The sequence below is a fragment of the Natranaeroarchaeum aerophilus genome, from assembly GCF_023638055.1.
Taxonomy (GTDB): domain Archaea; phylum Halobacteriota; class Halobacteria; order Halobacteriales; family Natronoarchaeaceae; genus Natranaeroarchaeum; species Natranaeroarchaeum aerophilum.
This window is the reverse complement of the sequence record NZ_JAKRVY010000006.1, coordinates 48,215-72,717: the sequence shown is the minus strand read 5'-3', so window position 1 is coordinate 72,717 and position 24,503 is coordinate 48,215. Positions and strand designations below refer to the sequence as shown.

Annotated in this window: 20 protein-coding genes; 6 read left to right on the top strand and 14 right to left on the bottom strand. The window is 63.1% G+C overall.

Annotated features, from left to right (window positions below; translation table 11 throughout):
- Positions 1 to 26: 26 nt before the first annotated feature.
- The 4 genes from AArcSt11_RS11285 to AArcSt11_RS11270 form a co-directional block, all read right to left on the bottom strand.
- Complete coding sequence (locus tag AArcSt11_RS11285; RefSeq protein WP_250597138.1) at positions 27 to 467, bottom strand: hypothetical protein; 441 nt, start codon at positions 465 to 467, stop codon at positions 27 to 29.
- Between the two features lie 58 nt (positions 468 to 525).
- Entirely contained in the window at positions 526 to 984 is a 459-nt protein-coding gene (locus AArcSt11_RS11280) for a CopD family protein (protein ID WP_250597136.1), read from the bottom strand.
- Positions 985 to 1,033: 49 nt separating this feature from the next.
- Positions 1,034 to 1,990 (bottom strand): hypothetical protein, encoded by a 957-nt coding sequence (locus AArcSt11_RS11275; RefSeq protein ID WP_250597134.1) that lies wholly within the window; start codon positions 1,988 to 1,990, stop codon positions 1,034 to 1,036.
- Positions 1,991 to 2,115: 125 nt separating this feature from the next.
- Positions 2,116 to 2,667, bottom strand: a complete 552-nt coding sequence (locus tag AArcSt11_RS11270) for a metal-dependent hydrolase (protein ID WP_250597132.1) — start codon at positions 2,665 to 2,667, stop codon at positions 2,116 to 2,118.
- A gap of 85 nt (positions 2,668 to 2,752) precedes the next feature.
- Here AArcSt11_RS11270 and AArcSt11_RS11265 point away from each other — a divergent pair, with 85 nt between their 5' ends.
- The 3 genes from AArcSt11_RS11265 to AArcSt11_RS11255 all read left to right on the top strand — a co-directional run bounded on the left by AArcSt11_RS11265 (position 2,753) and on the right by AArcSt11_RS11255 (position 5,318).
- On the top strand, positions 2,753 to 2,992 hold the full coding sequence (locus tag AArcSt11_RS11265; RefSeq protein WP_250597130.1) for a glutaredoxin family protein: 240 nt from the start codon (positions 2,753 to 2,755) through the stop codon (positions 2,990 to 2,992).
- Positions 2,993 to 3,060: 68 nt separating this feature from the next.
- A complete protein-coding gene (locus AArcSt11_RS11260) occupies positions 3,061 to 4,875 on the top strand; it encodes a MutS-related protein (RefSeq protein WP_250597129.1) in 1,815 nt (604 codons plus the stop codon).
- A gap of 41 nt (positions 4,876 to 4,916) precedes the next feature.
- A complete protein-coding gene (locus AArcSt11_RS11255; RefSeq protein ID WP_250597128.1) occupies positions 4,917 to 5,318 on the top strand; it encodes a DUF5518 domain-containing protein in 402 nt (133 codons plus the stop codon).
- A gap of 4 nt (positions 5,319 to 5,322) precedes the next feature.
- Here AArcSt11_RS11255 and AArcSt11_RS11250 read toward each other — a convergent pair whose 3' ends face one another.
- From AArcSt11_RS11250 to AArcSt11_RS11235, 4 genes are read right to left on the bottom strand one after another with little or no spacing between them, the layout of a single operon-like run.
- A complete protein-coding gene (locus AArcSt11_RS11250; RefSeq protein ID WP_250597127.1) occupies positions 5,323 to 6,324 on the bottom strand; it encodes an amino acid ABC transporter permease in 1,002 nt (333 codons plus the stop codon).
- A 15-nt stretch (positions 6,325 to 6,339) separates the two neighbouring features.
- Positions 6,340 to 7,122: an amino acid ABC transporter ATP-binding protein gene (locus AArcSt11_RS11245; RefSeq protein ID WP_353617757.1), complete on the bottom strand. Its 783-nt coding sequence runs from the start codon at positions 7,120 to 7,122 to the stop codon at positions 6,340 to 6,342.
- Positions 7,119 to 7,949: an amino acid ABC transporter permease gene (locus tag AArcSt11_RS11240; protein WP_353617756.1), complete on the bottom strand. Its 831-nt coding sequence runs from the start codon at positions 7,947 to 7,949 to the stop codon at positions 7,119 to 7,121. The genes AArcSt11_RS11245 and AArcSt11_RS11240 overlap by 4 nt, the downstream gene beginning before the upstream one ends.
- 12 nt (positions 7,950 to 7,961) lie before the next feature.
- Positions 7,962 to 8,768 carry a basic amino acid ABC transporter substrate-binding protein gene (locus tag AArcSt11_RS11235; RefSeq protein ID WP_250597126.1) on the bottom strand — a complete coding sequence of 269 codons (807 nt, stop codon included), beginning with the start codon at positions 8,766 to 8,768 and terminating at the stop codon, positions 7,962 to 7,964.
- Between the two features lie 156 nt (positions 8,769 to 8,924).
- Between AArcSt11_RS11235 and AArcSt11_RS17090 the strand changes: the two genes are divergently transcribed.
- On the top strand, positions 8,925 to 9,701 hold the full coding sequence (locus AArcSt11_RS17090) for an MOSC domain-containing protein (RefSeq protein WP_250597125.1): 777 nt from the start codon (positions 8,925 to 8,927) through the stop codon (positions 9,699 to 9,701).
- On the opposite strand, the gene AArcSt11_RS11225 is transcribed toward AArcSt11_RS17090, so the two are convergent.
- The 5 genes from AArcSt11_RS11225 to mutS all read right to left on the bottom strand — a co-directional run bounded on the left by AArcSt11_RS11225 (position 9,685) and on the right by mutS (position 18,786).
- Complete coding sequence (locus tag AArcSt11_RS11225) at positions 9,685 to 11,118, bottom strand: FAD-dependent oxidoreductase (protein ID WP_250597123.1); 1,434 nt, start codon at positions 11,116 to 11,118, stop codon at positions 9,685 to 9,687. The two genes, AArcSt11_RS17090 and AArcSt11_RS11225, sit on opposite strands and share 17 nt — an antisense overlap.
- An 86-nt stretch (positions 11,119 to 11,204) precedes the next feature.
- Positions 11,205 to 12,158 carry a bifunctional 2-dehydro-3-deoxygluconokinase/2-dehydro-3-deoxygalactonokinase gene (gene kdgK1 / locus AArcSt11_RS11220; RefSeq protein ID WP_250597121.1) on the bottom strand — a complete coding sequence of 318 codons (954 nt, stop codon included), beginning with the start codon at positions 12,156 to 12,158 and terminating at the stop codon, positions 11,205 to 11,207.
- 171 nt (positions 12,159 to 12,329) lie between these two features.
- Positions 12,330 to 14,516, bottom strand: a complete 2,187-nt coding sequence (gene mutL, locus AArcSt11_RS11215; RefSeq protein ID WP_250597119.1) for a DNA mismatch repair endonuclease MutL — start codon at positions 14,514 to 14,516, stop codon at positions 12,330 to 12,332.
- Between the two features lie 162 nt (positions 14,517 to 14,678).
- On the bottom strand, positions 14,679 to 15,986 hold the full coding sequence (gene hcp / locus AArcSt11_RS11210) for a hydroxylamine reductase (RefSeq protein ID WP_250597117.1): 1,308 nt from the start codon (positions 15,984 to 15,986) through the stop codon (positions 14,679 to 14,681).
- A gap of 109 nt (positions 15,987 to 16,095) precedes the next feature.
- Entirely contained in the window at positions 16,096 to 18,786 is a 2,691-nt protein-coding gene (gene mutS / locus AArcSt11_RS11205) for a DNA mismatch repair protein MutS (RefSeq protein ID WP_250597115.1), read from the bottom strand.
- A gap of 204 nt (positions 18,787 to 18,990) precedes the next feature.
- Between mutS and AArcSt11_RS11200 the strand changes: the two genes are divergently transcribed.
- Entirely contained in the window at positions 18,991 to 21,924 is a 2,934-nt protein-coding gene (locus AArcSt11_RS11200) for a methyl-accepting chemotaxis protein (RefSeq protein WP_250597114.1), read from the top strand.
- Between the two features lie 18 nt (positions 21,925 to 21,942).
- On the opposite strand, the gene thiD is transcribed toward AArcSt11_RS11200, so the two are convergent.
- Entirely contained in the window at positions 21,943 to 23,220 is a 1,278-nt protein-coding gene (thiD, locus tag AArcSt11_RS11195; protein ID WP_250597112.1) for a bifunctional hydroxymethylpyrimidine kinase/phosphomethylpyrimidine kinase, read from the bottom strand.
- Between the two features lie 109 nt (positions 23,221 to 23,329).
- Between thiD and AArcSt11_RS11190 the strand changes: the two genes are divergently transcribed.
- A complete protein-coding gene (locus AArcSt11_RS11190) occupies positions 23,330 to 24,493 on the top strand; it encodes a site-2 protease family protein (protein WP_250597110.1) in 1,164 nt (387 codons plus the stop codon).
- Positions 24,494 to 24,503: the final 10 nt, after the last annotated feature.

Sequence of the window (24,503 nt, the reverse complement as noted above, 5' to 3'; positions counted from 1 at the left end):
CAAAACAGGGAAAAAAGACGAACGGACTACAGCTCAGTGAACCAGTCGCGTTTGTCGAACAGGTAGACTGCAGAGCCAGCGAGGACGACCAGTGGCACCGCCCAGCGAATGACCCCGTCAGCGTAGCTGATCGGCATGCTCTCACCGGTGAGTACCCACGCGATCAGCCCGGCGAGGATTGCGATCTGTCCGACCAACACGACCATCATGGCACCCCATGCCCACGACTCGATGTTCCAGACGCCCTGGATGACGTACAGCTGTACCGCGACCAGTACCAACATTCCGAAGATGAACCACGTGATACCATCCACTCCGGCAAGGCTGAAGTCCAGCCACACCGTTCCGTCCATGTCCGCGATACCGAGCATTGCAAGCGCCATCCCGAGCAGGACGAGATAGGCGTCGAGCACACAGATGCCCCGGATACCGGATGGGATCGAAGTAACCCGTTCGTGTGACGACATACCGCGCCCTACGATCGTTTGTTGTAAATATTTTTCTAACTTTATCTGATGCGCCTCATCAGACGAGCGCACCCGAAGACAGCAACCCGGCAATAACCAGCAAGAGGATGCCGACTACCGACGCCGCACGGAACCAGCCGAGCGTCTCGTGAGCGGGTGCGCGAACCTTCTTCGCCTGCAACCCGTCGACGAGACGACTACCACTCACTTCGATCAGTCCCATCAGGACGAGCCATAGCCCTAGCATCGCGAGAACGAGCCAGCCGTTTGGCGTGCCAGTCAGGTCGGCGGCCGTATAGAAGCTCGCGGCCATGTGGCTGCCGGTGAGCAACAGGATCACGGCACTGACTCGGGAGACAGTTCGAAGCGTCCCCGTCGCCATTTCGACCGGCTCGGGTTCGAGGTGACCCTCTCTGGCGAGCGGCAACACGCCAACAGTCATGAATACAACACTACCGACCCAGACGGCGGCGAACACCTGATGAAGGGTGATCGAAACCGCGTCGACCAACGTCATGAACGGGATGTATTAATCGGGGGGCTATCAGGCTTGCTGTCCGCGCTCGCTACTCGGGGAGACAGTCCGCACAGACCAGATTGACCCGCCGGTCGTCGCTCGCTTCGGTTGTCGTCTGGAGGTCAACGACCGAGTACTGCTCGCCACAGACCTCACAATCGGTCGCCGCGCCGTCTACCAGCGACTCAATGCCGATTTCGGTGAGCCCGTTCGGCCCAGTAAACAGGTTATCGATGCGGTCGTCGACGCTCTGGACGGCTCCGCCGTCGCTCGCCATGTCGTCGGCCAACCCCTCCGGAAGTGCGCTGCTCCCGCTACCGAGGTCAAGCGGCGACTCGGGCTCGTCAGGGCTGTCTGCTTCCGAGGACGTGGTGTCTGTCGACCCATCACCGACGAGTTCGACTGCCGAGAGAACATCGGTCTCCGCCCGTTCGAGACGCTGTTCGACCTTGGCAAGTGCCTCGCTGAAAAACTCCGATGCCAGCTCGCCCGGCAGCGTGTCCGCACCGTAGATCTCGTCGACAATCTCCGTTCTGAGCTGCTCGGGCGTCATCCCATGTCGTGTGGCTGTCGCCGATAGCGCGGTGTTTTCGCGTTCGAGGCGGGTCGAGCCGTCGGCAGTGAGATAGTGACTCACGATCAGCGATAGTCTGTCGGCTGTCTCCTCGCTTGCGTCCCAGTCGGCCGGGAACACGTCGTCGATTGCAGTTCGAATCGTCCCCGGCGAATCGGTGGTTGAAGACGCGGACCCGGATGGGTCGTCTCCCGTCACATCGGTCACCGTCTCGTCTGTATCGGGAGCCGAGGCAGTGACTGATTCAGAGCCTGACTCCTCGGTATCGAGTTCGGCTTCCGCCAGATCACAGATGACACTCAGGCTCTCCTGGACAGACGAGGAATCGTAGCCCCGATACTCGCGGAACAGTCGCTCTACACGGTCGTGTAGCTCTCGGGGTATCCTCGCCTCAACGTACGGATCGTCCCCGTCTGACTGGTCCCGCTTCATACACTATTACAGGATTCTCCACGTACAAATAAATTTCCGTACCCGTGTATCCGTCGTCTTGTCGGCTCTCGTGCGGTTACCGGTACAGGATTGCTAGCACACTGCGCTCCCCACTTCCTTCGTACTTATTTTATCCCGGCGACGGCATGGCCGATCGGTCGACGAAACGCAGTGTACACCAGTGAGACGACGATCCCGGTCACTGCCAGATACCGGATCGCACCGTCGAAAATGACGAGGGCGGGCACGGCAAAGACCACTCCGGCGACAAAGTCCTCGGGCGCACCGTCGTACCGGACCCAGCGTTTCGCCGGAAGCCATCGATCCGCTGCATGGAGGTAAACCGCGTGATCGAGGTCCGATTCCCACGGAACTGCCGACGGTGTCCCCCCGAGCGCGTCGCTGAGGGAGTGAACTGCAGCGGCGACCAGAAACGTTGCTATGCTCACAGTAACGACATCGGTGACGACGTACGCGAGCCCCAGTGCGGGGAGTGCGACCATCGTGTAGTAGCCCGGAAAGTGCAGCGTCCGCCGGTGTTCTGCGAGGACGTCCAGATCGGGGAAGATCCCACCCGCGATACCGCCGATCGCTGCGGCGACGGCGAACTCGGGAGCGATCACCGCGACGACTGCGGCGATCGCGAGGCCGACGAAACCGTGGGTGGTCGCCATCATCGACCGAGCGTATGTCGATTGTCGATATATGCCTTGTGTCTCCGCGTGAGTAACTTCTTTCATCATCCCCTCACAATAGAGGTGTATGAGCGTCACGCTGTACCAGCTTGACGGCTGTCCGTTCTGTGAGAAAGTCGCCGATCGCCTCGACGAGGTCGGCGTCGAGTATGACTCGGTCTGGGTCGACGCGATGCACTCGGATCGGAACGAAGTAAAACGCGTCTCCGGCCAGCGAGGTGTCCCGGTCATCGTCGATGAGGACCGCGGAATCACGATGTCCGAGTCCGACAATATTCTGGACCTGATCGACCGGACGTACGCCTGAGACGGAAGTCGTCTCGACACGCGGGAACGGAACACCACACTGATACTACCCCCGTGATAGCTTGAGGTATGCAACTCGAGGAGTACTGGGGCGTCGGACCGAAGACCCGCGAGGCGCTGACGGACTCGATCGGCGTCGAGGACGCGGTCCGGGCCATCGAGAACGGGGACGTGCGGGCGCTTACCGAGGCGGGGCTTTCTCGTGGGCGGGCGACACGGATCCTCCGCCGAGCCAACGGCGGCGAGGGGATGGACGTGCTCGCCACGGGCGACGCCCGGGACGTGTACAAGGAACTGCTCGATCTGATCCAGACCCACGCGGTGACCCGCGGAGCTGCCGACCGGATTCGGGTCCTGACGCCGCTGCTCGATACCGACGAGATGACGGCCCGACTTGATACCGTGCTGGCGACACGGGACGCCTGGACGGCGCTTGACGAGGCCGACCGCGAACGGGTTCTCGACGCTTTCGCGGCGTACGACGAGGCCCAGGAAGGCGAGCGTGCTGCCGTCGACGCGGCTCTAGCGCTGATCGACGCGGGCGTCGTCGCGGCGAGCGAGCAGGCGACAGCAGGGGACGGCGAGGACGTCTTCGCGCCGCTCGGGAATCTCGACCGGGACGCACTGGCCGACGCAAGCGCCGCGCTCGCCGGGCTGGACGGTTCGACCGTCGTCGAAGGCGTCGACGAGGAACTCGACTCGCTCCGGGACTCGCTCGCCGTTGTCGAACGCCTGGACGCGAACGCGCTTGACGTCATCGAGGCGCTGCGCGAGGACGGCGTCGGCGGAACCGAGGAGTTCCAGACGGCGTTCGTCGAACACGTCCGATCGGAAGCCGACGTGACCATCGACCGGGTGCGGGACGCGATGCCCGGCGACGCTATCGACGCGACCGACTTCGTCGGAACAACCCTTCGCGAGCTCTCGACCGACCTCCGGAGCGCCGTCTCCGAGCGTCGCGAACTGGTCGCCAGCGACCTCCGCGGCGACGTCGCGGCGGCCCGCGAGGACGTTGATGCCGCTGTCGAGACCGTCGACGACATCGCCTTCTATCTCTCGCTGGCGCGGTTCGCACTGGCCCACGAAATGTGTCGCCCCGAGTATATTACTGCTGACCGGGAGACAGTCGGCGTCGTCGATGCACTCAACCTCTCGCTTGCCGCCGAAGACGAGAGCGTCCAGCCGATTACCTACGCTATCGGCGAGCACACGCTCGCGGAGTACGACGACGTGCCGCCACGCGCTGACGACCGGACGCCGCCCGCCGAGCACCGCGTCGCCGTGGTGACTGGCGCCAACAGCGGTGGGAAGACGACGCTACTGGAGACGCTCTGTCAGGTCGTCCTGCTGGCCCAGATGGGGCTACCGGTCCCTGCCAGTCGCGCACAGGTCTCGACGTTCGATTCGATCGTATTCCACCGCCGTCATGCCAGTTTCAATGCGGGCGTGCTCGAATCGACCCTGCGCAACATCGTCCCGCCGGTCTCGACCAACGAGCGCACGCTGATGCTCGTCGACGAGTTCGAGGCAATCACGGAGCCCGGTAGCGCCGCGGACCTGCTCCACGGGCTTGTTCGATTGACGGTCGATCGGGGCGCTCTCGGTGCCTTTGTCACCCACCTCGCGGATGACCTCGAACCGTTGCCAACCGCTGCGCGAACGGACGGTATCTTCGCGGAGGGGCTCTCGCCGGAGCTGGAACTCGAAGTCGATTACCAGCCACGGTTTGGAACTGTGGGGCGCTCGACGCCGGAGTTCATCGTCTCGCGACTGGTCGCCAACGCGGACGACCGAAGCGAGCGCGCCGGCTTCGAGACGCTCGCCGAGGCAGTCGGTCACGACGTCGTTCAGCGGACGCTGGCTGACGCCCGCTGGAAGGAGTGAGCACCGAGCGTATTATCACCCGACCGGTAGTACTGACGTTCATGTCCCCCGACCCGTTCGACACGTCCTCCACGGAGCCAGCGGAGCCGAACAGCTCGACTGACGACTTCTCGAACCCGATCGCGAACGCGATTCTCGGGGCTGTCGTCGGTATCTTCCTCTCGTTTATCCCCTTTGCCCCGCTGCTGGGCGGTGGTGTTGCCGCCTATCTTCAGGGTGGGACGCCGAGTGACGGCTTGCGGATGGGACTGGCCGCCGGGCTGATCATGCTGATCCCGTACCTGTTTGCGGCTATGTTCGTGACTGTTCTCCTGACAGGTATGGCAGCGCAATCATCGTTCGGACTGGTCGTCCTCGGTGCGCTCGCGCTGGGGTCGCTCTACACGGTCGGGCTCAGTGTTGTTGGTGGCTACCTCGGGATTTATATTCGACAGGAACTGTAGCGGCTCAGGCATCGCCTTGCTTGCGCCCATCGGCGGTCCCAATACCTGGAATCGCGACGTGGGACTCGACCCGATCCATGATTTTCGTCGCCGTCAGTACGATACCGAGGTAAACGACCGCGAGGAGGCCGAAGATCGCCGTGTACTCGAATGTCTGGGCCGCAATATCGCTCGCCACATAGTAGAGCTCGGGGACAGTAATGAACGCTGCCAGCGAGGAGTACTTGATCAGGTAGACGACCTCGTTCGTCCACGCCGGAATGGCGTACCTGAGCGTCTGTGGCAGGACGACATAGCGAATCCCGTCGTACTGTGAGAGCCCGACTGCGCGCGCCGCGGTGAGCTGTCCCTCGTCGACGCTTTCGAGCGCGCCGCGGATGTACTCGGCCTGATAGGCCGAGCCGTTGATCGTAAAGCCGATAATTGCGATCCAGAACGCCTGTTCAGGGATCGAGCCGTAGCCGACCAGCGGCGCGTCCTGCAGCCAGATCGCCAGCGGGAGGCCATAGTAGAGCACGAACAGCTGGGCGAGCAGCGGCGTCCCGCGGATCAACTCGGTGTACGCGAGTGCGGGCCATTTCAGGGGCCCGCCGTAGACGCGCAACACCGCGAGTGGGACGGCGATAAAGAAGCCGAGAATGATACTGACGCTGGTCAGAACGATCGTGTACCACGCCGCGCCCGCGAGTGCTGGTGCGAGATCGACGGCGATAGCCACGGTCGACAGCAGCGTCGCCGCCCACTCGATCGGAAGCCCGACCATGCCGAGCCCCTCGGATACGTCGCCGACCGACGCTGCTGCGGCATCGAACGGTTCCCGTGGCACGAAGTTCTCTCCGGCACCCGGGCCCACGCCGATCCGGGCGAGCACCCAGTCGTTGAGCCAGCGTGTGACGAGCCATCCCCAGAATGCGACCCCTGCGAGGGCGCCAAGGACGGGTCCGGGCTCCGCAGACGTTGAACGGAACCGTCCGGTCGGTGACTCGGTCGTCTCCGCTCCACTCATCCGATCTCACCGGGTTCACTCATGGCTGATACTCTGGAAGAACTGCGCGGTTCGTTCCTCTTCGGGGTTCTCGAACAGCTGTTCGGGCGGTCCTCGCTCGACGATCTGTCCGTCGTCAAGGAACGTGATTCCGCTCGCTCCGCCGCGCGCAAAGCGCATCTCGTGGGTGACGACCAGCATGGTCATCCCCTCCTCGACGAGCTGGGCCATCACTTCGAGCACGCCGTTCGAGAGTTCCGGATCGAGTGCGCTCGTGGGCTCGTCGAACAGCATCACTTCGGGATCCATCGCGAGCGCGCGGGCGATGCCGACGCGCTGTTTCTGGCCCCCCGAGAGCTGTGCCGGATACGAGTCGGTCTGGTCGCCGAGCCCGACGCGATCTAGCTCCTCGTTCGCTCGCGTTCGGGCGGCGTCCTTGTCCATCCCTTTGACTCGTCGGAGCCCGAGCATGACGTTCTGCCGGGCGGTGAGATGGGCAAAGAGGTTGATATCCTGAAATACCATTCCGATCTGCTGGCGGACCTCATTGGGATCGGTGTCGTCCGCACAGACGTCGACATCGCGCAGGTAGATGTGGCCGCTGTCGACCTCTGTGAGCCGGTTGACACACCGCAGGAGCGTCGACTTGCCGCTCCCGCTGGGACCGACCAGCACCTCGACATCACCCCGCTCGATGTCGAGATCGACGCCACGGAGCACTTCCTCGTCCCCGTAGGATTTCCAGAGGTCCTCAATACGGAGAAGCGGCGCTGTCTCGGATGCAATACGACTGGATCGGTCGGTCTGGGAGTCTGTCACGACGATTCACCTGGGATTGCGAAGTATTGCTCGACGTAATCGAGCGTGCGGTTCGTCCCGAACGTCAGGATGAAATACAGCAAGCTGGCAAAGAGGAATACCTCCAGCACGGCGGTCGTCTGCTGGACGAACAGATCGTCGCTCCGTTTCAGCAGTTCGCCAAGACCGATCGCGAAGGCGATCGAGGTATCCTTGAGGACGATCGTAAACTCGTTTTGAAACCCGGGCACGGAACGGCGAAGCGCCTGCGGGACGACGACGTGTCGGATCGCCTCGAACCGACTCATACCGATCGAGCGCGCGGCTTCCATCTGCCCGTCATCAATACTGCTGAGCGCACCACGGAAGATCTGCGACTGGTAGGCTGCACTCCGGAGACCGAGGGCGAGCGTCGCGGCGAAAAACGCCGTTCCGATCCCGTCAGGGGCGGCAAAGGGCGTCGGACCGAGCAGGACGTCGAGTCCACCGAATGCCGCGTTGATCGGACCGAGCAGATACTCGATCGGCATGACGAAGTACATGTAGATCATGATCACGAGGATCGGCGTGCCACGGAGCAAGATACCGACGTTCCGGACGGCGCTTCTGAGATAGCCATCCCCGTAGGTCTCGATCGCACCCGCCGGGAAGCCGAGTGCAAATCCGAGGAGAATACTGACGACAGTCAGCACGATGGTGATGACGACCCCACCAAGCAGGTAGTCCGCGTTCCGGAAGACGAACTGCCAGTCCTCGCCCAGCAACGACCAGACCGTCTCCACCACGAGCGGCGACGTCTCTCCCGCTATCGCCCACAGGGATGTCGTCAACAGCGCTGGCAGATCCATCTATGTGTACGCTTACTCGCCGAACCAGGTCGACGTGATTTCTTCGTATTCGCTGCTTTCCTCGACTGCAGCGACACCGTCACTCAGCGCGGCCTGCAGATCCTCGTCCTCCTGTCGGATGCCGAAGCCGTACTCCTCGCCAGTCTCGTAGACGAACGCGACCTCGACGTCCCGCTCGGCCTCGAACGTCTCCGCGACCGGCTCGTCCAGTACGACCGCATCGATCAATCCGCTTTCGAGGTCCTCGACGGCGAGCACGTAGTTGTCGAAGGAGGTGTAATCCCCCTCGTCGATAATCCCGGCCTCGATCAGATCGTCGCGAACGACGGTTTCGCCAGTCGTCCCGCTCTGTGCACCGACAGTTTGTCCCTCGAAGTCATCCAGCGACTCCGGCTGGAAGTCTCCACCGGTCTGGACGAGAATCGACTGATCCGAGCTGTAATAGGGATCGCTGAATGCGATCTGTTCCTGACGTTCCTCACTGATGGTCATCGCTGCTGCGATAACGTCGATGTTCCCGTTGTCGAGCGCCGGGATCAGGGAATCGAACTCTAGCTGTTCCCATTCTGCGAGCTCGTACTCGGTCTCGTCGACGACAGCTTCGAGCAGGTCGATGTCGAAACCGACCAGCTCGCCGTCCTCGACCATCTCGAATGGCGGGAAGCCGGGTGCGGTCCCGGCAACGATCGTGTTCTCGCCGTCGGCTTCCTCGCCGTTCTCGTCGTCGCCTTCGAGACAGCCAGCGAGTCCAGCGATGCTGGCAGCGCCCGCCAGTTTCATGTAGTTTCTCCGATCAACGAACCGGTTTCCCTGAGTCATGTGTAATTACAGTGTCGCCATCCGTCTTAGGAGTTAAGATATATATCTACATGTGTTGCTATTATTTACCCAACACTTTCTTTCGTCGTAGCTGCATCAGACACTGAAGTTGCGCGGAAGCCAACTTATTTTGTATTCGGGATGTGATACTGACTCGTGCCAACGATTTCCGATCTATTCGTCCATCCGGTCAAATCTCTCGACTCACACCGCGTCGACTCGGCACGGCTCCGCGAAAGCGGCGCGCTCGACGGCGACCGACAGTACGCTATCGTCGACGAGGACCGCGAGTACGTCAACGGGAAGCGCGAGCGGGCGGTCCACCGTATCGAGTCCTCGTTCGATCCCGAAGCGCGGGCGCTGACCGTGAGCGCACCAGATCGGGACGCCGCGACGTTCAGCCTCGACGCCGAGCGGGGCTCGCTCAACGCCTGGCTCTCGGAGTACTTCGGCTACCCGGTGAGCGTGATCCGAGATCCAGGGGGGATGCCCGACGATACGGACGCATCGGGACCCACGGTGATCAGTCGAGAGACGCTCGACGCGGTCGCGGGCTGGTTCGACGGCATCGATGCGACCGAGATGCGTCGCAGGCTCCGCCCGAACATCATCATCGAGGCGGGCGAGCCGTTCTGGGAGGATCAGCTATACGCCGATCGCGACTCCGTCGTTCCGTTCCGACTTGGCGACGCCGAACTCGCTGGTGTCAACCCCTGCCAGCGCTGTGTCGTGCCGACGCGCGACCCCGATACCGGTGCGGAGACCGAGGGGTTCCGGGAGCGCTTTGTCGAGCGCCGGGAAGCGACGCTTCCGGAGTGGGTCGACCGAGACTGGTACGACCATTACTTCCGACTGATGGTCTGTACGCGCCTCGGAGAAGACGCCGCCGGGTCGACACTCCGGGTCGGCGACGAGGTTACAGTGATCGAGTAGTATCGGCATATTCCAGCTTCGCGCTTGCGTCCCGCAACAGCCCGTCGAGAATCTCCGGGGTCGTCGGATGGTACGAGCGATCCGGTATCTCCCGCACGTCTAGACCCATCTCGACGGCTATCTGCATCGTCTTGGCCATGACGTCGGCGTGGTAGTGCAGACCCTGATAGCCAAGGACGGTCCCGTCCTCGCCGACGACGAGCGTGGCCCGCCCCTCTGGGACTGCTTTGGTCTTGAACACGCCGTCGTCGCTGGCGGATCGCGTTACCGCGATGTGATCGATCCCTGCTGCTGTGGCACTGGCTTCGGAGTGGCCCACTCGGGCGTACGGATAGACACCCAGTCCGGAGAAGACGACGTGATGATGGACGTTCTCGTACCCATCTGTGGGATCGCCTCGTGAGTGCGCCAGAATGTTCTCGGCGGCTTTGAACCCCTGCTCCTTGGCGACGTGCAAGATTGGTTCGTGCCCGTTGGCGTCGCCCACGACAAACACACGTTCGTCGTCACGCGCCTGCATCGGGTCCTCGACCCAGTCCGGGCCCGGCTCCAGTGCGGTGTGGTCGAGTCCGAGCCCGTCCAGTGCGGGTTTCCGACCGGTAAAGAGGAACAGCTCGTCAGCCTCGATGACGTCGCTGGAGGCCTCCCCGTTCGGTGGCTCGTGGTCAACGTGCAGTCGAACGCCGCCCTCATCAGTCGATTCGAGCCGTCGCTCGTGGGTATGTGTCCTGACATCGATATCGAAGTTCTCCTCGTAGATATCCAGAAGCTCAGCGCCGTACTCGGAATCGGCTTCGTCGAGCGGGACAGCGTCGTGTTCGATCACCGTGAGATCGGTCTCACCCGCCTCGGCGATGTAGGGGGCCAGTTCCAGCCCGACGTAGCCAAAGCCCATGACGATTCCCGAGTCCGGGAACCCGGTGGTGTCCAGCACGTCCGCACTGGTCGAGAAGTCCGTCTTGTCGATTCCGGGCAGGTCGGGGACGTCGACGGTCGAGCCTGTCGCGATTACGAGATAGTCCGGCTCGATCCTTCGGTCGCCAACTGCGAGCACACGATCGTCGACCAGCCGTGCGGTGTCGTGGATGAACTCGACGGTCTCGCGCTCGGCGAGGTCGTGAACCGCCGCGCGACGATGTTCGGCGAACCCGAGCGTGTGATCGTCTTTCGTGGCGACGACCTGATCGAGATCGATCTCCGGCGTGCCACGCACTCGATCGTCGTGTCTCGTTTTGAACCGTGCTTCTCCGGCCGACAGCACCTCCTTGGAAGGCATACACCCATCCAGAATACAGAGCCCGCCACCCGGATCGCCGTCGTCGATCAGGGTCAACTCGACGCCGTCTACGTCCACGAGATCGCCGGCTACTGCTACACCGGCGCTGCCGTACGCGCCGATGATCGCTACGTGTACCATGTCCGAAAACGAGGGGCAACGGGCTTAGTAGTTTGTCCGGTTGGGCGATACTATGCACAACCAGAGCGGCTCCCGGTGGCCGCCAGCTACCGCGAAATATCCTGCATGTCGTCGCCGATCACTGCCTCGACCTCCGGTTTCGTCACGGTCGCGATATCGCCCGCGATCGTGCGTTTGAGCGACGCCGTCGCCGCCGCGTACTTGAGCGCTCGCGGGACGTCATCTCCCGACAGGCGACGCGCCAGGAACGCCCCGACGAACGCATCGCCGGTCCCGATGGCGTCGTGAGTGTCAGACTGGTAGATGTCCTGTTCGTAGACTGTGTTATTGTGCCACGCGAGCGACCCCTTCTCCCCGTTGGTGACGATCACCGTCTGCAGATTATACTCGGCCGCAAGGTGATGGGCCAGTTGCCGTGGGTCGCGCTCGAAGTTCAGCACCTGCTGGGCATCGCGGAACGGAACGACGAGGATGTCGACCGCCGGAAACAGTCGAGTGAGTGTTTCTCGGGCTTCTTGTTCCGACCACAGGCTTGACCGGTAGTTGACGTCGAAGGCAGTCTTCGTCCCCGACTCTTTGGCAGTTTTGAGCAGTTGTGCGGTCGTCTCCCTGAGACGGTTCGAGAGTGCAGGGGTGATACCGCTGGTGTAGAACACACGCGCCTTGCGGATCGCATCGAGATTCAGCTCCTCGGGATGGGTCGTCTGGACTGCCGCACCTTTCCGATCATAGATGACATTCGTCCCCCGTGGCTTGCCCCCGTATTCGAGGTAGTACGTCCCCTGTCGTCCCTGATCGCTCCACGCCACGTCGACATCGACGCCGTGCTGTTGAAGCCCCGAGACGACCCGCCGCCCCAGCGGCGAGTCAGGGAGTTTCGAGAGCCACGTCGCGACAGCGCCCAGTCGCTCGGCCGTAACTGCGACGTTGCTCTCCGCGCCCGCGGCGCGAAATTCCAGTTCACGCGCCGTCTCGACACGCTCGCCCTGTGGTGGCGAGAGTCGAAGCATCGTTTCGCCGAAGGTAACGAGATCGCTCATGGCTCGGCCAACGGCCGCGTGTAGTATAAGTTCACCTACTTGCAAAATCCGGGGGTATGGCCCCCCACCCGACAGGACGGCTCAGTGGGGGCCGTGCGGCGCAGCGGACACCGCCGCATACTAGTTGCCGTTGGCCATTGTCATATGCTTTGTGCCGTCAAGAGCAGCCAGCTACCCGCTGTGGCCTGGATAATCCCGCTCGAACCGATCCTCCAGTTCCGTTCCATCGATCTCGATGACGACCGGTCGTCCGTGCGGGCAGGCATAGGGGTTCTCACACTCGTCGAGGCGGTCGAGCAGGTCCATCACCGACCCCTCCTGAAGCGAGGTATTACCCGTGATCGAGGGGTAACACGCCAGATCGCCGATGAAGCCATCGGCGAGCGACTCGACTGCTTGCTCGCCCGCGCTCTCGTCGGCGTCGATGACCGACGAGAGCACGTCTCGCAGACGCTCGGGTGCGAGCGTCTCGTCGAGGACTGCGGGGACCGTCGTCACGCTGACACGGTGGCCCTCCCGGTTCGCATAGAAGCCGAGCGACGCCAGCGCTTCGCGGTAGGAATCGAAGAGTGCCGCCTCGCCTGCCGTCAACTCGATCTCGACTGGCTGAGCGAGCGACTGGGCAGTCGTGTCTCCCGAAAACGCCTCCTGCAAGCGCTCGTAGTTCACCCGCTCGTCGGCGGCGTGCTGGTCGATCAATACCAGTCCGTCGTCCGTTTCGGCGACGATGTAGGTGTCGTGTAACTGACCGAGTACGCGCAGTCGTGGCAGGCTGTCGTAGCTCGCCTCGGCGGTGGCGACCTCACCCGATAGCGTCTCCTGGTCGTGCGGGCCGGTGAACTTCGCAGAGTCGGTACTGGCCGGGGAGTGCCGGGAGCTGTCCTGCGGTTCCGGTCGATCCGTGCTCCCAGCACCCGACTCCGGACTCGATGCGCTGCCGGAATCCGAGTCGACGACGTGAGCTGTCGAGGTGTCCATCGGCGTCGAAGCGGGTGTCGGATCGGGTTCCGCAGTCGTATCGGCGTCGTGGGTCGATCTCTCAGTCGCCGATCCCGTCGTCCGCGATGGGCTATCCGATTCCGGGCGGGACGCCGCTGCAGTCGAGTCTCCGTCGTTAGTATCTGGCCCATCCGTCGATGGCGAAGTCCCGGTAGTCGACGATGCAGACTCCCTATCGTCGACTCCCGCCCCGGACTCCCGCTCTACGGATTGGTCCGACGCTGATTCGCCATCCGACGGGCCAGCGCCCGAGAGCATCGTTTCCGTACTTGGCGTCACCTGCGTCTCATCGGGGGCCGAACGCCCGCGCGGGGCCGACGACCGGACCAACCCGTGATCCAGCAGGGCGTCCTCGACTGCAGCTTCGAGTTGCCGCTTGAATCCTGCCTCGTCGTCGAACCGGACCTCCATCTTTCGGGGGTGGACGTTGACGTCGACGGTATCGGCGGGGACCGACAGATCGAGCACGACGAACGGGTAGCGTCCGTTCCCCAGCTGGCCGTCGTAGGCGTCCATGATCGCCTCGCGGGCCGCGCCGGAGGTGACGTAGCGGCCGTTGATGAACGTCGAGACGTACTCGCGTGTGCTCCGGTTGGTCTCCGGATGGCTCACGTAGCCCGAGATACCGTCGAGGGGTCCCTCCGGGAACTCGGAGCCGACCGCGGGCTCGGCGTCGACCGGGATCATGTCCGTGGCGACGTCTTTTCCATAGACCGAGAGGATCGTCGACTGGAGGTCGTCCTGTCCGGTCGTCGCAAACACCTCTCGACCGTCGTGTTCGAGCGAGACGGCGACGTCCGGGTTCGCCAGCGCGTACTGAGTGACGACCCGGTTGACGTGGGTGAACTCCGTGGTTTCGGTCTTGAGGTACTTCTTTCGGGCGGGAGTATTGAAAAACAGATCCGTTACTTCGACCGTCGTTCCCTCGGGACAACCCGCGGGCTCGACGGACTCGACCTCGCTGTCGACGAAGACCAGTTTCGTCCCCGCCCCCTCCGCGCCACGGGGCTTCGTAGTGATCGTCAGCCGGGCGACCGCCCCGATCGTGTGCAGGGCCTCGCCCCGAAACCCGAGCGTGGCGACGCCTGCCTCCAGATCGGAAACGTCGTCGATCTTGCTCGTCGTGTGCTCGCGGACCGCGGCGCGGACGTCCGCCTCACTCATGCCCATTCCGTCGTCCCGGACCCGGATCGACTCGGTTCCACCGGCCTCGACTGAGACGTCGATACGCGAGGCGTCGGCGTCGAGGCTGTTCTCGACTAGCTCTTTCACTGCGGAGGCGGGCCGCTCGACCACCTCGCCCGCAGCGATTCGCTGGACGGTTCGCTCGTCTAACTGCTTGATATCTGTGTCCGTCATGGTGTCATCGACGCCGACCTGGGCGTCGTTCGAGTATCACGTTGGTTACGAGCGGGGGATCATGAAGCCTGTTGCTCGCTCGGCTGTCTGCACTCTCCGGGTAAATAGCTTCGAAAAGTGTAGCTATTTACTTCGAACTTTGTAGTATTATGACCGGGCACTTCAGACGGTGCTCACGACCCTCTCGCCGAGCATCTCGTCGAGGTCCTCCTCGGGCTCGCCGGTCGGCTGCAACCCGAATTCGGCCTGTATTTGCTCGACGAGATTCGGCGTGAGGAACTCTGGCAGCGTCGGGCCGAGGTAGATGTCCTCGACGCCGAGCGAGAACAGGCCCAGCAAGATGGCGATGGCCTTCTGCTCGAACCACGAGAGCACGATCGAGAGGGGGAGATCGTTGACGCCACAGTCGAGTTCCTCCGCGAGCGCCGTCGCCATCGAGACGGTCGAGATGGAGTTGTTACACTGGCCGAAGTCGATGTACCGGGGGATATCGGTGCCGGGGACCGTCCCGTAGTCGATGTCGTTGAACCGGAACTTCCCGCAGGAGGTCGTCATGATGACACAGTCGTCCGGGATCGCCTTCGCCAGTTCGCGGTAGTACTCGCGGCCGGGCGTCGGGGCGTCACAGCCGGCGATCACGAAGAAATGGCGGAGCTTGCCAGCCTCGATGGCGTCGACGATGGCATCGAGCTGACCGAGGAGTGGCTCGTGGTGAAAGCCAGTCGAGATGGTCCCGTCACCCTCCCAGTCGACCTCGGGGGACTCCTTTGCCGTCTCGATGACCGGGCCGAAGTCGTCGGTGTCGACCTCCTCGACGCCGGGGAGTCCGGCGATCCCGCTCGTATAGAATCGATCGACGTACTCCGCTTTGGGCGGCTGGACGCAGTTCGAGGTCCCCAGAATTGCGCCGGGGAACTCCTCGAACAGCGTGCGCTGATCGTGCCAGGCCTGCCCGACGTTGCCTTTCAGGTGGTCGTATTTGGCGAGTTCGGGGTAGCCGTGGGCCGGTAGCATCTCCGAATGTGTATAGACGGTGACGTCCTCGTCTTTCGACTGTTCGAGGAGCTGTTTGAGCGCGTAAAGGTCGTGGCCGGTGACCAGAATCGGATGCCCCTCGACGTCGTTCTGGGGCACTTCGGCGGGTTCGGGAATCCCGAGTTCGGTCGTGTGGGCCTCATCGAGCAGTTCCATCGCGCCGACCGCCGCCTCGCCGACGTCCATCGCCACGTCGAAATGGGAGTCGGGATCGAAGTTGACGTTGGTAAGCGACGTGTACAGCCCCTCGTGAAGCAGCTGATCGACCTCGGGATCCTGATAGCCCATGTCGCGGGCGTGGGAGGCGTAGGCGGCGACGCCTTTCATCCCGTAGGTAATCAGCTCCTGGAGGCCCTGAATATCCGGCTCCTTGCCACAGACGCCGCGGGTGGTACAGCCCCCGACGGGGGTCTGCTCGCATTGGTTACAGTGCATCACCAGCGGCTCGGCGCTACAGCATCCTAAAAGACGAACCCGGCTCCTGCTCGGTGAGGCCACCACCGAACATGTTCGGCAACAGGATCGAGCACGTCGACGAGTCGCCTCAGTCGTCGAGCCGTTCACGCCACTCTTGGACCGCGCTCATCAGCTCTATGGGCGATGTCTCGGCGATGTCGACCGCGCTCAGCTCGTCGAGCACGTCGGCCGCGTCCTCGCCGAACTGCTCGGTAAGGAGGTCCGAGCCACCTGTCTCGCCCGGATCCGCCGCGTCAGCAGTTGCCGCGTCCCCGCCGTCCGCCGACGCCGTCGTCATCTGCCCGCTCCCGACGTCGAAGACGACCTGTTTCGTCTCCGCGGACCCACCACCGCCACTGCCTTTCGCCTCGATGGCCTTCTCCTCGCGCAAGCGCTGGAGGACGGTGTTCGAGCGGTCGACCACGGGTCCGGGAACGCCCGCCAGATCGGCGACGTGGATGCCGTAGCTTCGATCCGTGGGGCCGTCCCGAACCGTCCGGAGAAAGGTCACCTCGCCGTCCCGTTCGTCGGCGGCAACGTGAACGTTCGCCACGCGGTCGAGGTGATCCGCGAGCGTCGTCAACTCGTGATAGTGCGTGGCAAAGAGCGTCTTCGCGTGGACCTCGTTGTGCAGATACTCGGTTGCCGCCCAGGCGATAGAAATCCCATCGTATGTTGCGGTTCCCCGCCCCACCTCGTCCAGGATCACGAGTGACTCGTCGGTCGCGGCGTGAAGGATCTTCGAGAGCTCCTGCATCTCGACCATGAACGTCGATCGACCCTGCGCCAGCTCGTCCAGCGCGCCGACACGCGTGTAGATGCCATCGACCAGCCCGATCCGGGCCGATCGGGCAGGAACGAAACTGCCGATCTGGGCCAGCAGGACGATCAGCGCCGTCTGGCGCATATACGTCGATTTCCCGGACATGTTGGGGCCGGTGACGATCAGGAAGACCCGTTGCTCGGACAGCGAGAGGTCGTTCGGGACGAAGTCGGTCGTCTGCTCGACGACCGGGTGTCGGCCCGCTTCGATGTCGATGCCCTCGCCCGGCGCGGCGAGTGTCGGACATGTCCAGTCGTTCTCGACGGCGTGGACCGCGAGGCTCGCCAGGACGTCGACCTCGGCGAGCGCCCGCCCGACGTCCTGTAAGGTCTCCGCGCAGTCGGCGACCTGCTCGCGGAGCTCACAGAACAGCTCGTACTCCAGTTCGCCGCGCCGTTCCTCGATCCGCATGATCTCGCGTTCCCGTTCGGCCAGCTCGTCGGTCCGGAACCGCTCGGAGTTTTTCAGCGTCTTGACGTTCTCGTAGTGGTCGGGGGCCTCGTCGGCCGCCGACTTGCCGATCTGGATGTAGTAGCCGTCTGTCTTGTTCCGGCCCACGCTGACGTGGCGCAGGTCATACTGGCGGCGTTCGCGCTCTTCGAGCGTGTCGAACCACCGTTCGAGCTCCTCGTGGCCCTCGATCAGCTCGTCCAGTTCCTCGTCGTAGCCGCGAGTGAGCAGGCCACCTTCCTGTACCGTCTTCGGTGGGTCCTCCGCGAGCGCGTCGTCGAGCGTGTCGCGTATCTTTGCGGCCCGGTCCCGATCCGGGCGCTCGATGATCGCTTCGAGCGGCGTGTCGGAAAGCTGTGGGGCGTTCCCGATGATCTCCTCGACGGCGGGCAGGACAGCGAGGGTATCCCGCACCGCCAGCAGATCGCCCGCGTCCGCGCTGCCCGATGTCGCCTTGCTTGCCAGGCGCTCCAGATCGTAGGCGTCCCCGAGCACCTCGCGGAGCTCCTCACGGGCCAGCGCCGCCCCGGTCAGCGCGTCGACCGAGGCGAGGCGCTCGTCGAGGGTGTCGCGTGACTGGCGGGGGCGCTGAAGCCACGACTTGAGCCGTCGCCCGCCGGGGCTGGTGACGGTGTGATCGAGAACGGAGTACACCGATCCCTCGACCCCGCCCTGCATCGTCTCGGTCAGCTCCAGATTGCGCTGGGTCGTCGAATCGAGCTCGGCGAACGCGGCGTCGCCGTAGCGCTGCAGCCGCGTTATCGATGCCAGCAGGCCGGTTCCGGTTTCCTCGACGTAGTCGACGATCGCTCCCGCGGCCCCGACCGTCGCAGCCGCCTCGATGTCGACGCTCTCCAGACTGGCCGCGCCGAACTGCTCGGTGAGGGCGTGTCTCGCCTGTCCCGGGGCGAACGCGCTTGACTCGTGGAGCGTGAGCGTCGCACTCGTCCGGTCGCGGATCGTCCCGAGCAGGTCGTCGTCCTCCCGAACTCTCGGCCCGGGCAGCACCTCGACGGGATCGAACCGGTAGAGTTCGGTGAGCGCGCCGTCGCGGGCATCCTCGTCGTCGACCGTCGTCACCGAGAACTGGCCGGTCGTGACGTCGGCAAAGGCGAGCCCGTAGACGCCGTCGTCTTCGACGACGGCTGCCACGTAGCGGGCGTCGGCATCGGTCACATCGAGCAGGGTGCCGGGCGTCACGACGCGCGTGATCTCGCGGACGTGGCCGGACTCGGTCTCGCGCTGGTCTGCGACGGCGACCCGGTAGCCCCGCTCGACGAGCGCTTTCAGATACGGCGTCAGCTCCGAGACGGGTACCCCTGCCATCGGATACTTGACGCCCCCAGAGGACTTCTTCGAGGTCTTGAGATCGAGTTCCTCGCCAACCAGTTCGGCGTCGTCATCGAAGAACTCGTAAAAATCGCCGACCTGCATCGCGAGCACGTCGGTGTCGCTGTCGGCTTTGAGCGACTTGAACTCGCCGACGATCCCTTCGGCTTCGGTCATGCTCGTAGCACGTCCTCTCGCGAATAAAATACTGCGGTTCCGAAAATGGGGCAGGGTCACGCAAATAGATGATTGTATGAAATTGTGAGCGGCACGGAGAGACAGACTCTACAACAACGTCTGTTGTTACCGGATATATACCGGATGAATCCTGTCGGTAACTAATGCATGATTTTATATTACTTCAGAGAATTGTAGCCGACTATGCTGAATTTGTTCCGCCGGATCGTTCCTAACCGGATACGTAGTAGCTACGCGGCGAAGTTCGCCATCGTGGTGCTCATTCTCGCAATCTCCGTGGCCGTCGTCGGGGGTGTCGCCACGGCACTGATGTCCGATCAGGTCGAACAGAGTGCAAAAGAGGATCTCGAGTCGACTGCCCAGTCCGACGCACAGAGCGTCGATAACTGGCTCGAGCAGAGCGCGATAGAGGTTCTTTCGTTGTCACGAGAGGATCGCCTTCAGGCCGATACGAGTGACGAAGGCGTTAACACCTATCTCGAGGAGTTCCGTGGTGACCGGGGTGACGACAACAGCGCCAACACGCTGACACACGTCCATCTGGTCGATACGTCGACCGGTGATATTGTCGCGTCCTCATCACCCATAGAACGTGGTGAGAGCTACACCGCCGAGGATCGGCCGTGGCTCGACGAGCCGAACTTCGAGCACAGAAACGTCGATGTTACGGAGATGTACGAGTTAGATGATGATCCGTATATAGCGTTCCATCGTAGCGTTTCGGGTGACGACGATCGAATCATCGTCGGAGTTCACAACATGGAACCAGTCGGGACGAACATTCTCTCTGGAGATCGGATCGGCGGTGCAAGCGGTAATTCCTACTCGTTTACCATCGATGAGCGCGATACGATTCTGATGGACGATGTCAACGTCGGTGAGGACGTCGGCCAGACGTATCCGGAAGACAGCCCGGTACTGGATGCCGCACGCGATCTTGATCGCAACGAAGCAGCATCGATGGAAGTCGACGCGCAGTTCGTCCCCGATAAATCCGGTGTCGGGGACGAGGACCATGTCGTCGGCTACGCAGCACCCAGAGATAGCGACTGGATCGTCGTGGTCCACTCCCCACAGAGTCAGGCCTACGGGTTCGCTGACACCCTGACGACGTACGGTGCCTTCGCGACGGCAGGCGGTGTGCTTCTCATCGGGATCATCGGACTCGCACTCGGCCGGAACACCGCCGTCGCGATGGACCGGCTGACCGCCAAGACCGAGGAGATGGAGCAGGGGAACCTCGACGTCGACTTCGAGACCCAGCGGATCGATAACATCGGCCGGCTCTATGCAGGCTTTGCCAACATGCGCGATGCCCTGCGCGAACAGATACGCGAGGCCCAGCAGGCCCGCGAAGAGGCCGAATCCGAACGCGAACGCGTCGAGCGGATCAACCAGGATCTGCAAACCTCAGCCAGAGAATACCGTGCAGTGATGGGGCAGGCAGCAGATGGCGACCTCTCCGTCAGGGCGACCGTCGACGCCGACAACGAGCAGATGCGTGGCATCGGGGAGGACTTCAACGCCATGCTCGACGAAATCGAGGCGACCGTCGAACAGCTCAAACGGTTCGCGACGGAGGTTGCGACGGCCAGTGAGGAAGTGACCGCGTCCAGTGAGGAGGTTCGGAGCGCAAGCGAACAGGTGACCGAATCGATCCAGGAGATTTCAGACGGTGCGGAGCGACAGAACGAGTCACTGCAGTCGGTTAGCCAGGAGATGAGCGGCCTCTCGACGACGACCGAGGAGATCGCTTCCTCGTCGAACGAGGTGGCCGACATCGCCGAGCGCACCGCCCAGACCGGTCGCGATGGCCGCGAGGCGGCACAGGAAGCGATCGAGGGGATGGCGACGATCGAGGCCGAAAGCGAGCAGGCAGTCGAGGAGATCGAGGCGCTCCAGGAGGAGGTCGCCCAGATCGACGAGCTGCTGGAGTTCATTACCGAAGTTGCAGAGCAGACGAACATGCTCGCGCTCAACGCCAACATCGAAGCCTCTCGCTCCGGCGAGTCCGGCGAAGGGTTCGCCGTCGTCGCCGAGGAGGTCAAAGAGCTGGCTGCAGACACGAAAGACGCTGCAGAGGATATTGAAGACCGGCTCGAACGGATCAAATCCCAGACCGACGACACGGCGGAGGAGGTTCGTAAAACCAGTACCGAGATCACGGACCACACGGAATCCGTCCGAAAGGCCGCGGAGGCGCTCGACGAGATCGCCGACTACGCCCAGGAGACCAACACCGGTGTGCAGGAGATCTCGGCGGCGACCGAACAGCAGGCCGCGTCCACCCAGGAAGTCGTCGCGATGGTCGACGAGGCGGCGACGATCTCCGAGGAGACCACCGCGGAATCCGAAAACGTTGCCGCGGCAGCCGAACAGCAGACGACCGCGCTTACCGAGGTCTCACGCTCGGCCTCCGATCTGGCCAATCAGGCCTCACAGCTCTCCGAAGCACTTGATCGCTTCGAGACTGATGCGGATGCCGAAGGCGGAGTCGGAGACGATGGGGACAGCGCGCTCCCGGCCGCCGAAGACGAGGCCGTTGAACCGCCTAGCGACGACAGTACCCCCGGTCAGACAACTGAGGAATCCGGTGCGGACGACCATGTTGACGACGACCCGCTCGACGCAGATGAGGAGCCGCCAGAATCAACCGAGGAACCACCGGCGTTCGATACGGAACCGGAAGAGGAGAGCGGGTCGGATCCCGCATCGCTGAACCGGACCTCCTCGGGCGACGATGCGATCAACTTCGGAGCCGATGATTCTGAGGCGGGCGACGAGGATGCAGACCTCGACGCTACAGCGCAGGCGGCCGCCGATACCAACCCGTTCGCTGACGACTCTCCCGACGAGCAAGTGAGTGAGTCAGCGACCGAAACGGACCCGCTCGCCGAAACCGCATCACAGGACGCTGCGGGAGCGCCAGCGAGCGAGGGGGACGCAGAAACAGAACCGGAACAAGACGCCGAAGTAGAACCGGAACAAGACGCCGAATCTGACAAAGAAGAACCGCCAGCCGAGTCGGACGGCGAGGAAAGCGAGGACAGTACGAACGACGATATGTTCTCGTTCGTCGAGTCCGGTCCCGATACGGAGCCGTCCGACGATAGCTGATCGCCCGGTCTGCTGATTTTATTGCTCTTCGCGTTCGAGTTCACCAATCTCCTCAGCAACTGCGTCCACTGTCGAACCGCAAACGGAGTACACCCGGGTCTCCCCACGTTCTTCGAGGACGATCGGATCTTCAGTAGCCCCTGCTGCAGAGTCCCGACACGCGGATCGAATCGGTGCGTCCGCGCTGTAAGTGTGCCGGGTGGACGGGAGGTGATCCGGGTCGGTGTCGAGCGTCACCGAGACAGCAAACCGTACCGTTGGAATCGCATCTCGGACGCCGAGGAGCCGCTGCACGACTCGCTCGTCGGCAGTGTTTGACGAGCGAGCAGCTCCGTCGAAGGCCACCGTGTCTGTTACGACGTCCGCTCTGGATTCCGCATACCGACTGGCGGCGGCGAGGTGTACCTGTGACCCGCCACCGCCGATCTTCCGGACTCGCTTTGCGAGCGTTTCGAGTCGCTGGTCGAGCTGTCGTTGATCCGCACGGTTTCGAAGGTCGACCAGGTGGTGAACGGCTCCGGCCCCCTGTCCGACATCGTGGTGGTAGCGGACTGCACTGTGCATAAACTCGGTCCCCCACTCGACAGCGTCGAGGACAGAATCACCGTTCGCAAGTCGAGCAGCGACCGCACTCGACAGGGTACAGCCCGAGCCGTGCGTTGCGTCCGTGTCGATTCGAGGATGTTCGAACTCCTCGATGTCCGTTCCGGTAACGAGCACGTCGACGACTGTTGCTTCGTCCTCGTGGAGATGGCCTCCCTTGACGAGCGCGGCCTCTGCACCCATGCCGACGAGTGTTTGGCCCGCAGACCGCGCGTCCGCGGTCGTCTCGATGGATTCGCCAAGCAACACCTCCGCCTCGTCGGCGTTCGGTGTGACGAGCGTGCTTTCTCCGATCAATGTCTCGTAGGCATCCTCGGCGTCGGCGTCGAGCAGCCGATCGCCGGAGGTCGCGACCATCACCGGATCGACGACAGCGGGAGCGCTCGCAGTCGCCACCCGGTCGGTCACGAGTTCGATCACGTCGGCGCTTGCGAGCATCCCCGTCTTGATTGCTGCAACCTCGAAATCGTCGAAGACGGCATCACACTGCGCGTCGATTTCGTCAAGTGGCAGGATCTGTGAGCTGGTCAGCCCGGTCGTGTTCTGGGCCGTCACGGCTGTGATTACGCTGGTGGCGAACGCCCCAGTCGCTTCCATCGTCTTCAGATCGGCCTGAATGCCTGCACCGCCGCCGGAGTCGCTTCCGGCGATCGTCACCGTCACAGGGCGTCGCTCGGGGGCTGGGGGTTTCATGCGCTGTAATATAAGTTCGAGATATAAATGGGTGATGGGATTTTGCAGTTGGCGACAGTCCACGGAGGCTGTCCGGACGACATATTATCTCTCGCGGGTACAATCGCATATGCGAAACTTCACGATCGGATCGATCACGAAGATACCGATCCGGCTGAACATCACGCTCGTCGTCTTCTTGCCGCTGCTTGCGTATCTGATCAGTCGACCCGAACAGCTGGCGGCGTACGCGACTGCCGTCGAGCTGGTCTCGCCTCATGCCGTCGATGCCGACGCGCTCGCGAGCGGGCAGACACCGCTCTTACTCGGGGCCACGGCCGCAGTCGGGCTGTTCGCTAGCGTGCTGGTCCACGAACTCGGTCACTCATGGACTGCACGCTACTTCGATGTCGGGATCACGTCGATCACGCTGTGGATCTTCGGCGGGATGGCCCACATGGAAGAGCTTCCGGAGGACTGGAACGTCGAGTTCTGGATCGCCATCGCCGGGCCGATCACGAGCCTCGTGCTTGCCGGGGGGTTCTTTGCGGCACTCCAGGTCGTCCCAGCGTCGGCTCCGCTCGTCCTCTACGTCGTCGGCCTGCTTGCGGTTCTGAACGTCTCACTGGCAGTGTTCAACATGCTTCCTGCGTTCCCGATGGACGGGGGGCGGGTGCTGCGCGCGCTCCTCGCGAGACGACGCCCCTACGCATCCGCAACCAGGACCGCGGCCGCAGTCGGGCAGGGCTTTGCTGTCATGATGGCGATCTTTGCCGTCCTCTCCGGAGCACTCTTGCTCCTCCTGATCGCCATGTTCATCTACGTCGCGGCCTCCGCGGAGTCGCGGACAACGGTCGTGCGTGATCTGCTTCGCGGGATCACGGTTCGGGACCTCCTGACCGACCGCGGTGATGCCGTGGACGCGGACGACACCGTCCAGTCGCTGCTCGAACGGATCGTCACCGAGCGCCGGAACGGCTACCCCGTCGTCGAGGGATCCGAACTGGTCGGCCTCGTCACGCTGGCCGAGCTGCGTGACGTCGACCCGGGCGAGCGCGACAGTCGCCGCGTTTCTGACGTGATGCGTGCGGATCCACCGACGATCGCTCCAGACGCGGACGCCTTCGAGGCACTCATGCTCATCAGCAAAGAGCGAACGGATCGCATCGTCGTCGCCGAAAACGGGCAGGTGCACGGAACGATCTCCCAGCGCGACCTGATGACCGCACTGGAGACGACTCAGGGACTGGGCACCGTTTCTGCCGCCGATCTGGACGCCGACGGCTACGCCTGATCGGCAGTCC

Bases quoted from the DNA above. Each gene is read 5' to 3' on its own strand.
- AArcSt11_RS11285 (WP_250597138.1), bottom strand. From the start codon at position 467: ATGTCGTCACACGAACGGGTTACTTCGATCCCATCCGGTATCCGGGGC.
- AArcSt11_RS11280 (WP_250597136.1), bottom strand. From the start codon at position 984: ATGACGTTGGTCGACGCGGTTTCGATCACCCTTCATCAGGTGTTCGCC.
- AArcSt11_RS11275 (WP_250597134.1), bottom strand. From the start codon at position 1,990: ATGAAGCGGGACCAGTCAGACGGGGACGATCCGTACGTTGAGGCGAGG.
- AArcSt11_RS11270 (WP_250597132.1), bottom strand. From the start codon at position 2,667: ATGATGGCGACCACCCACGGTTTCGTCGGCCTCGCGATCGCCGCAGTC.
- AArcSt11_RS11265 (WP_250597130.1), top strand. From the start codon at position 2,753: ATGAGCGTCACGCTGTACCAGCTTGACGGCTGTCCGTTCTGTGAGAAA.
- AArcSt11_RS11260 (WP_250597129.1), top strand. From the start codon at position 3,061: ATGCAACTCGAGGAGTACTGGGGCGTCGGACCGAAGACCCGCGAGGCG.
- AArcSt11_RS11255 (WP_250597128.1), top strand. From the start codon at position 4,917: ATGTCCCCCGACCCGTTCGACACGTCCTCCACGGAGCCAGCGGAGCCG.
- AArcSt11_RS11250 (WP_250597127.1), bottom strand. From the start codon at position 6,324: ATGAGTGGAGCGGAGACGACCGAGTCACCGACCGGACGGTTCCGTTCA.
- AArcSt11_RS11240 (WP_353617756.1), bottom strand. From the start codon at position 7,949: ATGGATCTGCCAGCGCTGTTGACGACATCCCTGTGGGCGATAGCGGGA.
- AArcSt11_RS11235 (WP_250597126.1), bottom strand. From the start codon at position 8,768: ATGACTCAGGGAAACCGGTTCGTTGATCGGAGAAACTACATGAAACTG.
- AArcSt11_RS11225 (WP_250597123.1), bottom strand. From the start codon at position 11,118: ATGGTACACGTAGCGATCATCGGCGCGTACGGCAGCGCCGGTGTAGCA.
- kdgK1 (WP_250597121.1), bottom strand. From the start codon at position 12,158: ATGAGCGATCTCGTTACCTTCGGCGAAACGATGCTTCGACTCTCGCCA.
- mutL (WP_250597119.1), bottom strand. From the start codon at position 14,516: ATGACGGACACAGATATCAAGCAGTTAGACGAGCGAACCGTCCAGCGA.
- hcp (WP_250597117.1), bottom strand. From the start codon at position 15,986: ATGCACTGTAACCAATGCGAGCAGACCCCCGTCGGGGGCTGTACCACC.
- mutS (WP_250597115.1), bottom strand. From the start codon at position 18,786: ATGACCGAAGCCGAAGGGATCGTCGGCGAGTTCAAGTCGCTCAAAGCC.
- AArcSt11_RS11200 (WP_250597114.1), top strand. From the start codon at position 18,991: ATGCTGAATTTGTTCCGCCGGATCGTTCCTAACCGGATACGTAGTAGC.
- thiD (WP_250597112.1), bottom strand. From the start codon at position 23,220: ATGAAACCCCCAGCCCCCGAGCGACGCCCTGTGACGGTGACGATCGCC.
- AArcSt11_RS11190 (WP_250597110.1), top strand. From the start codon at position 23,330: ATGCGAAACTTCACGATCGGATCGATCACGAAGATACCGATCCGGCTG.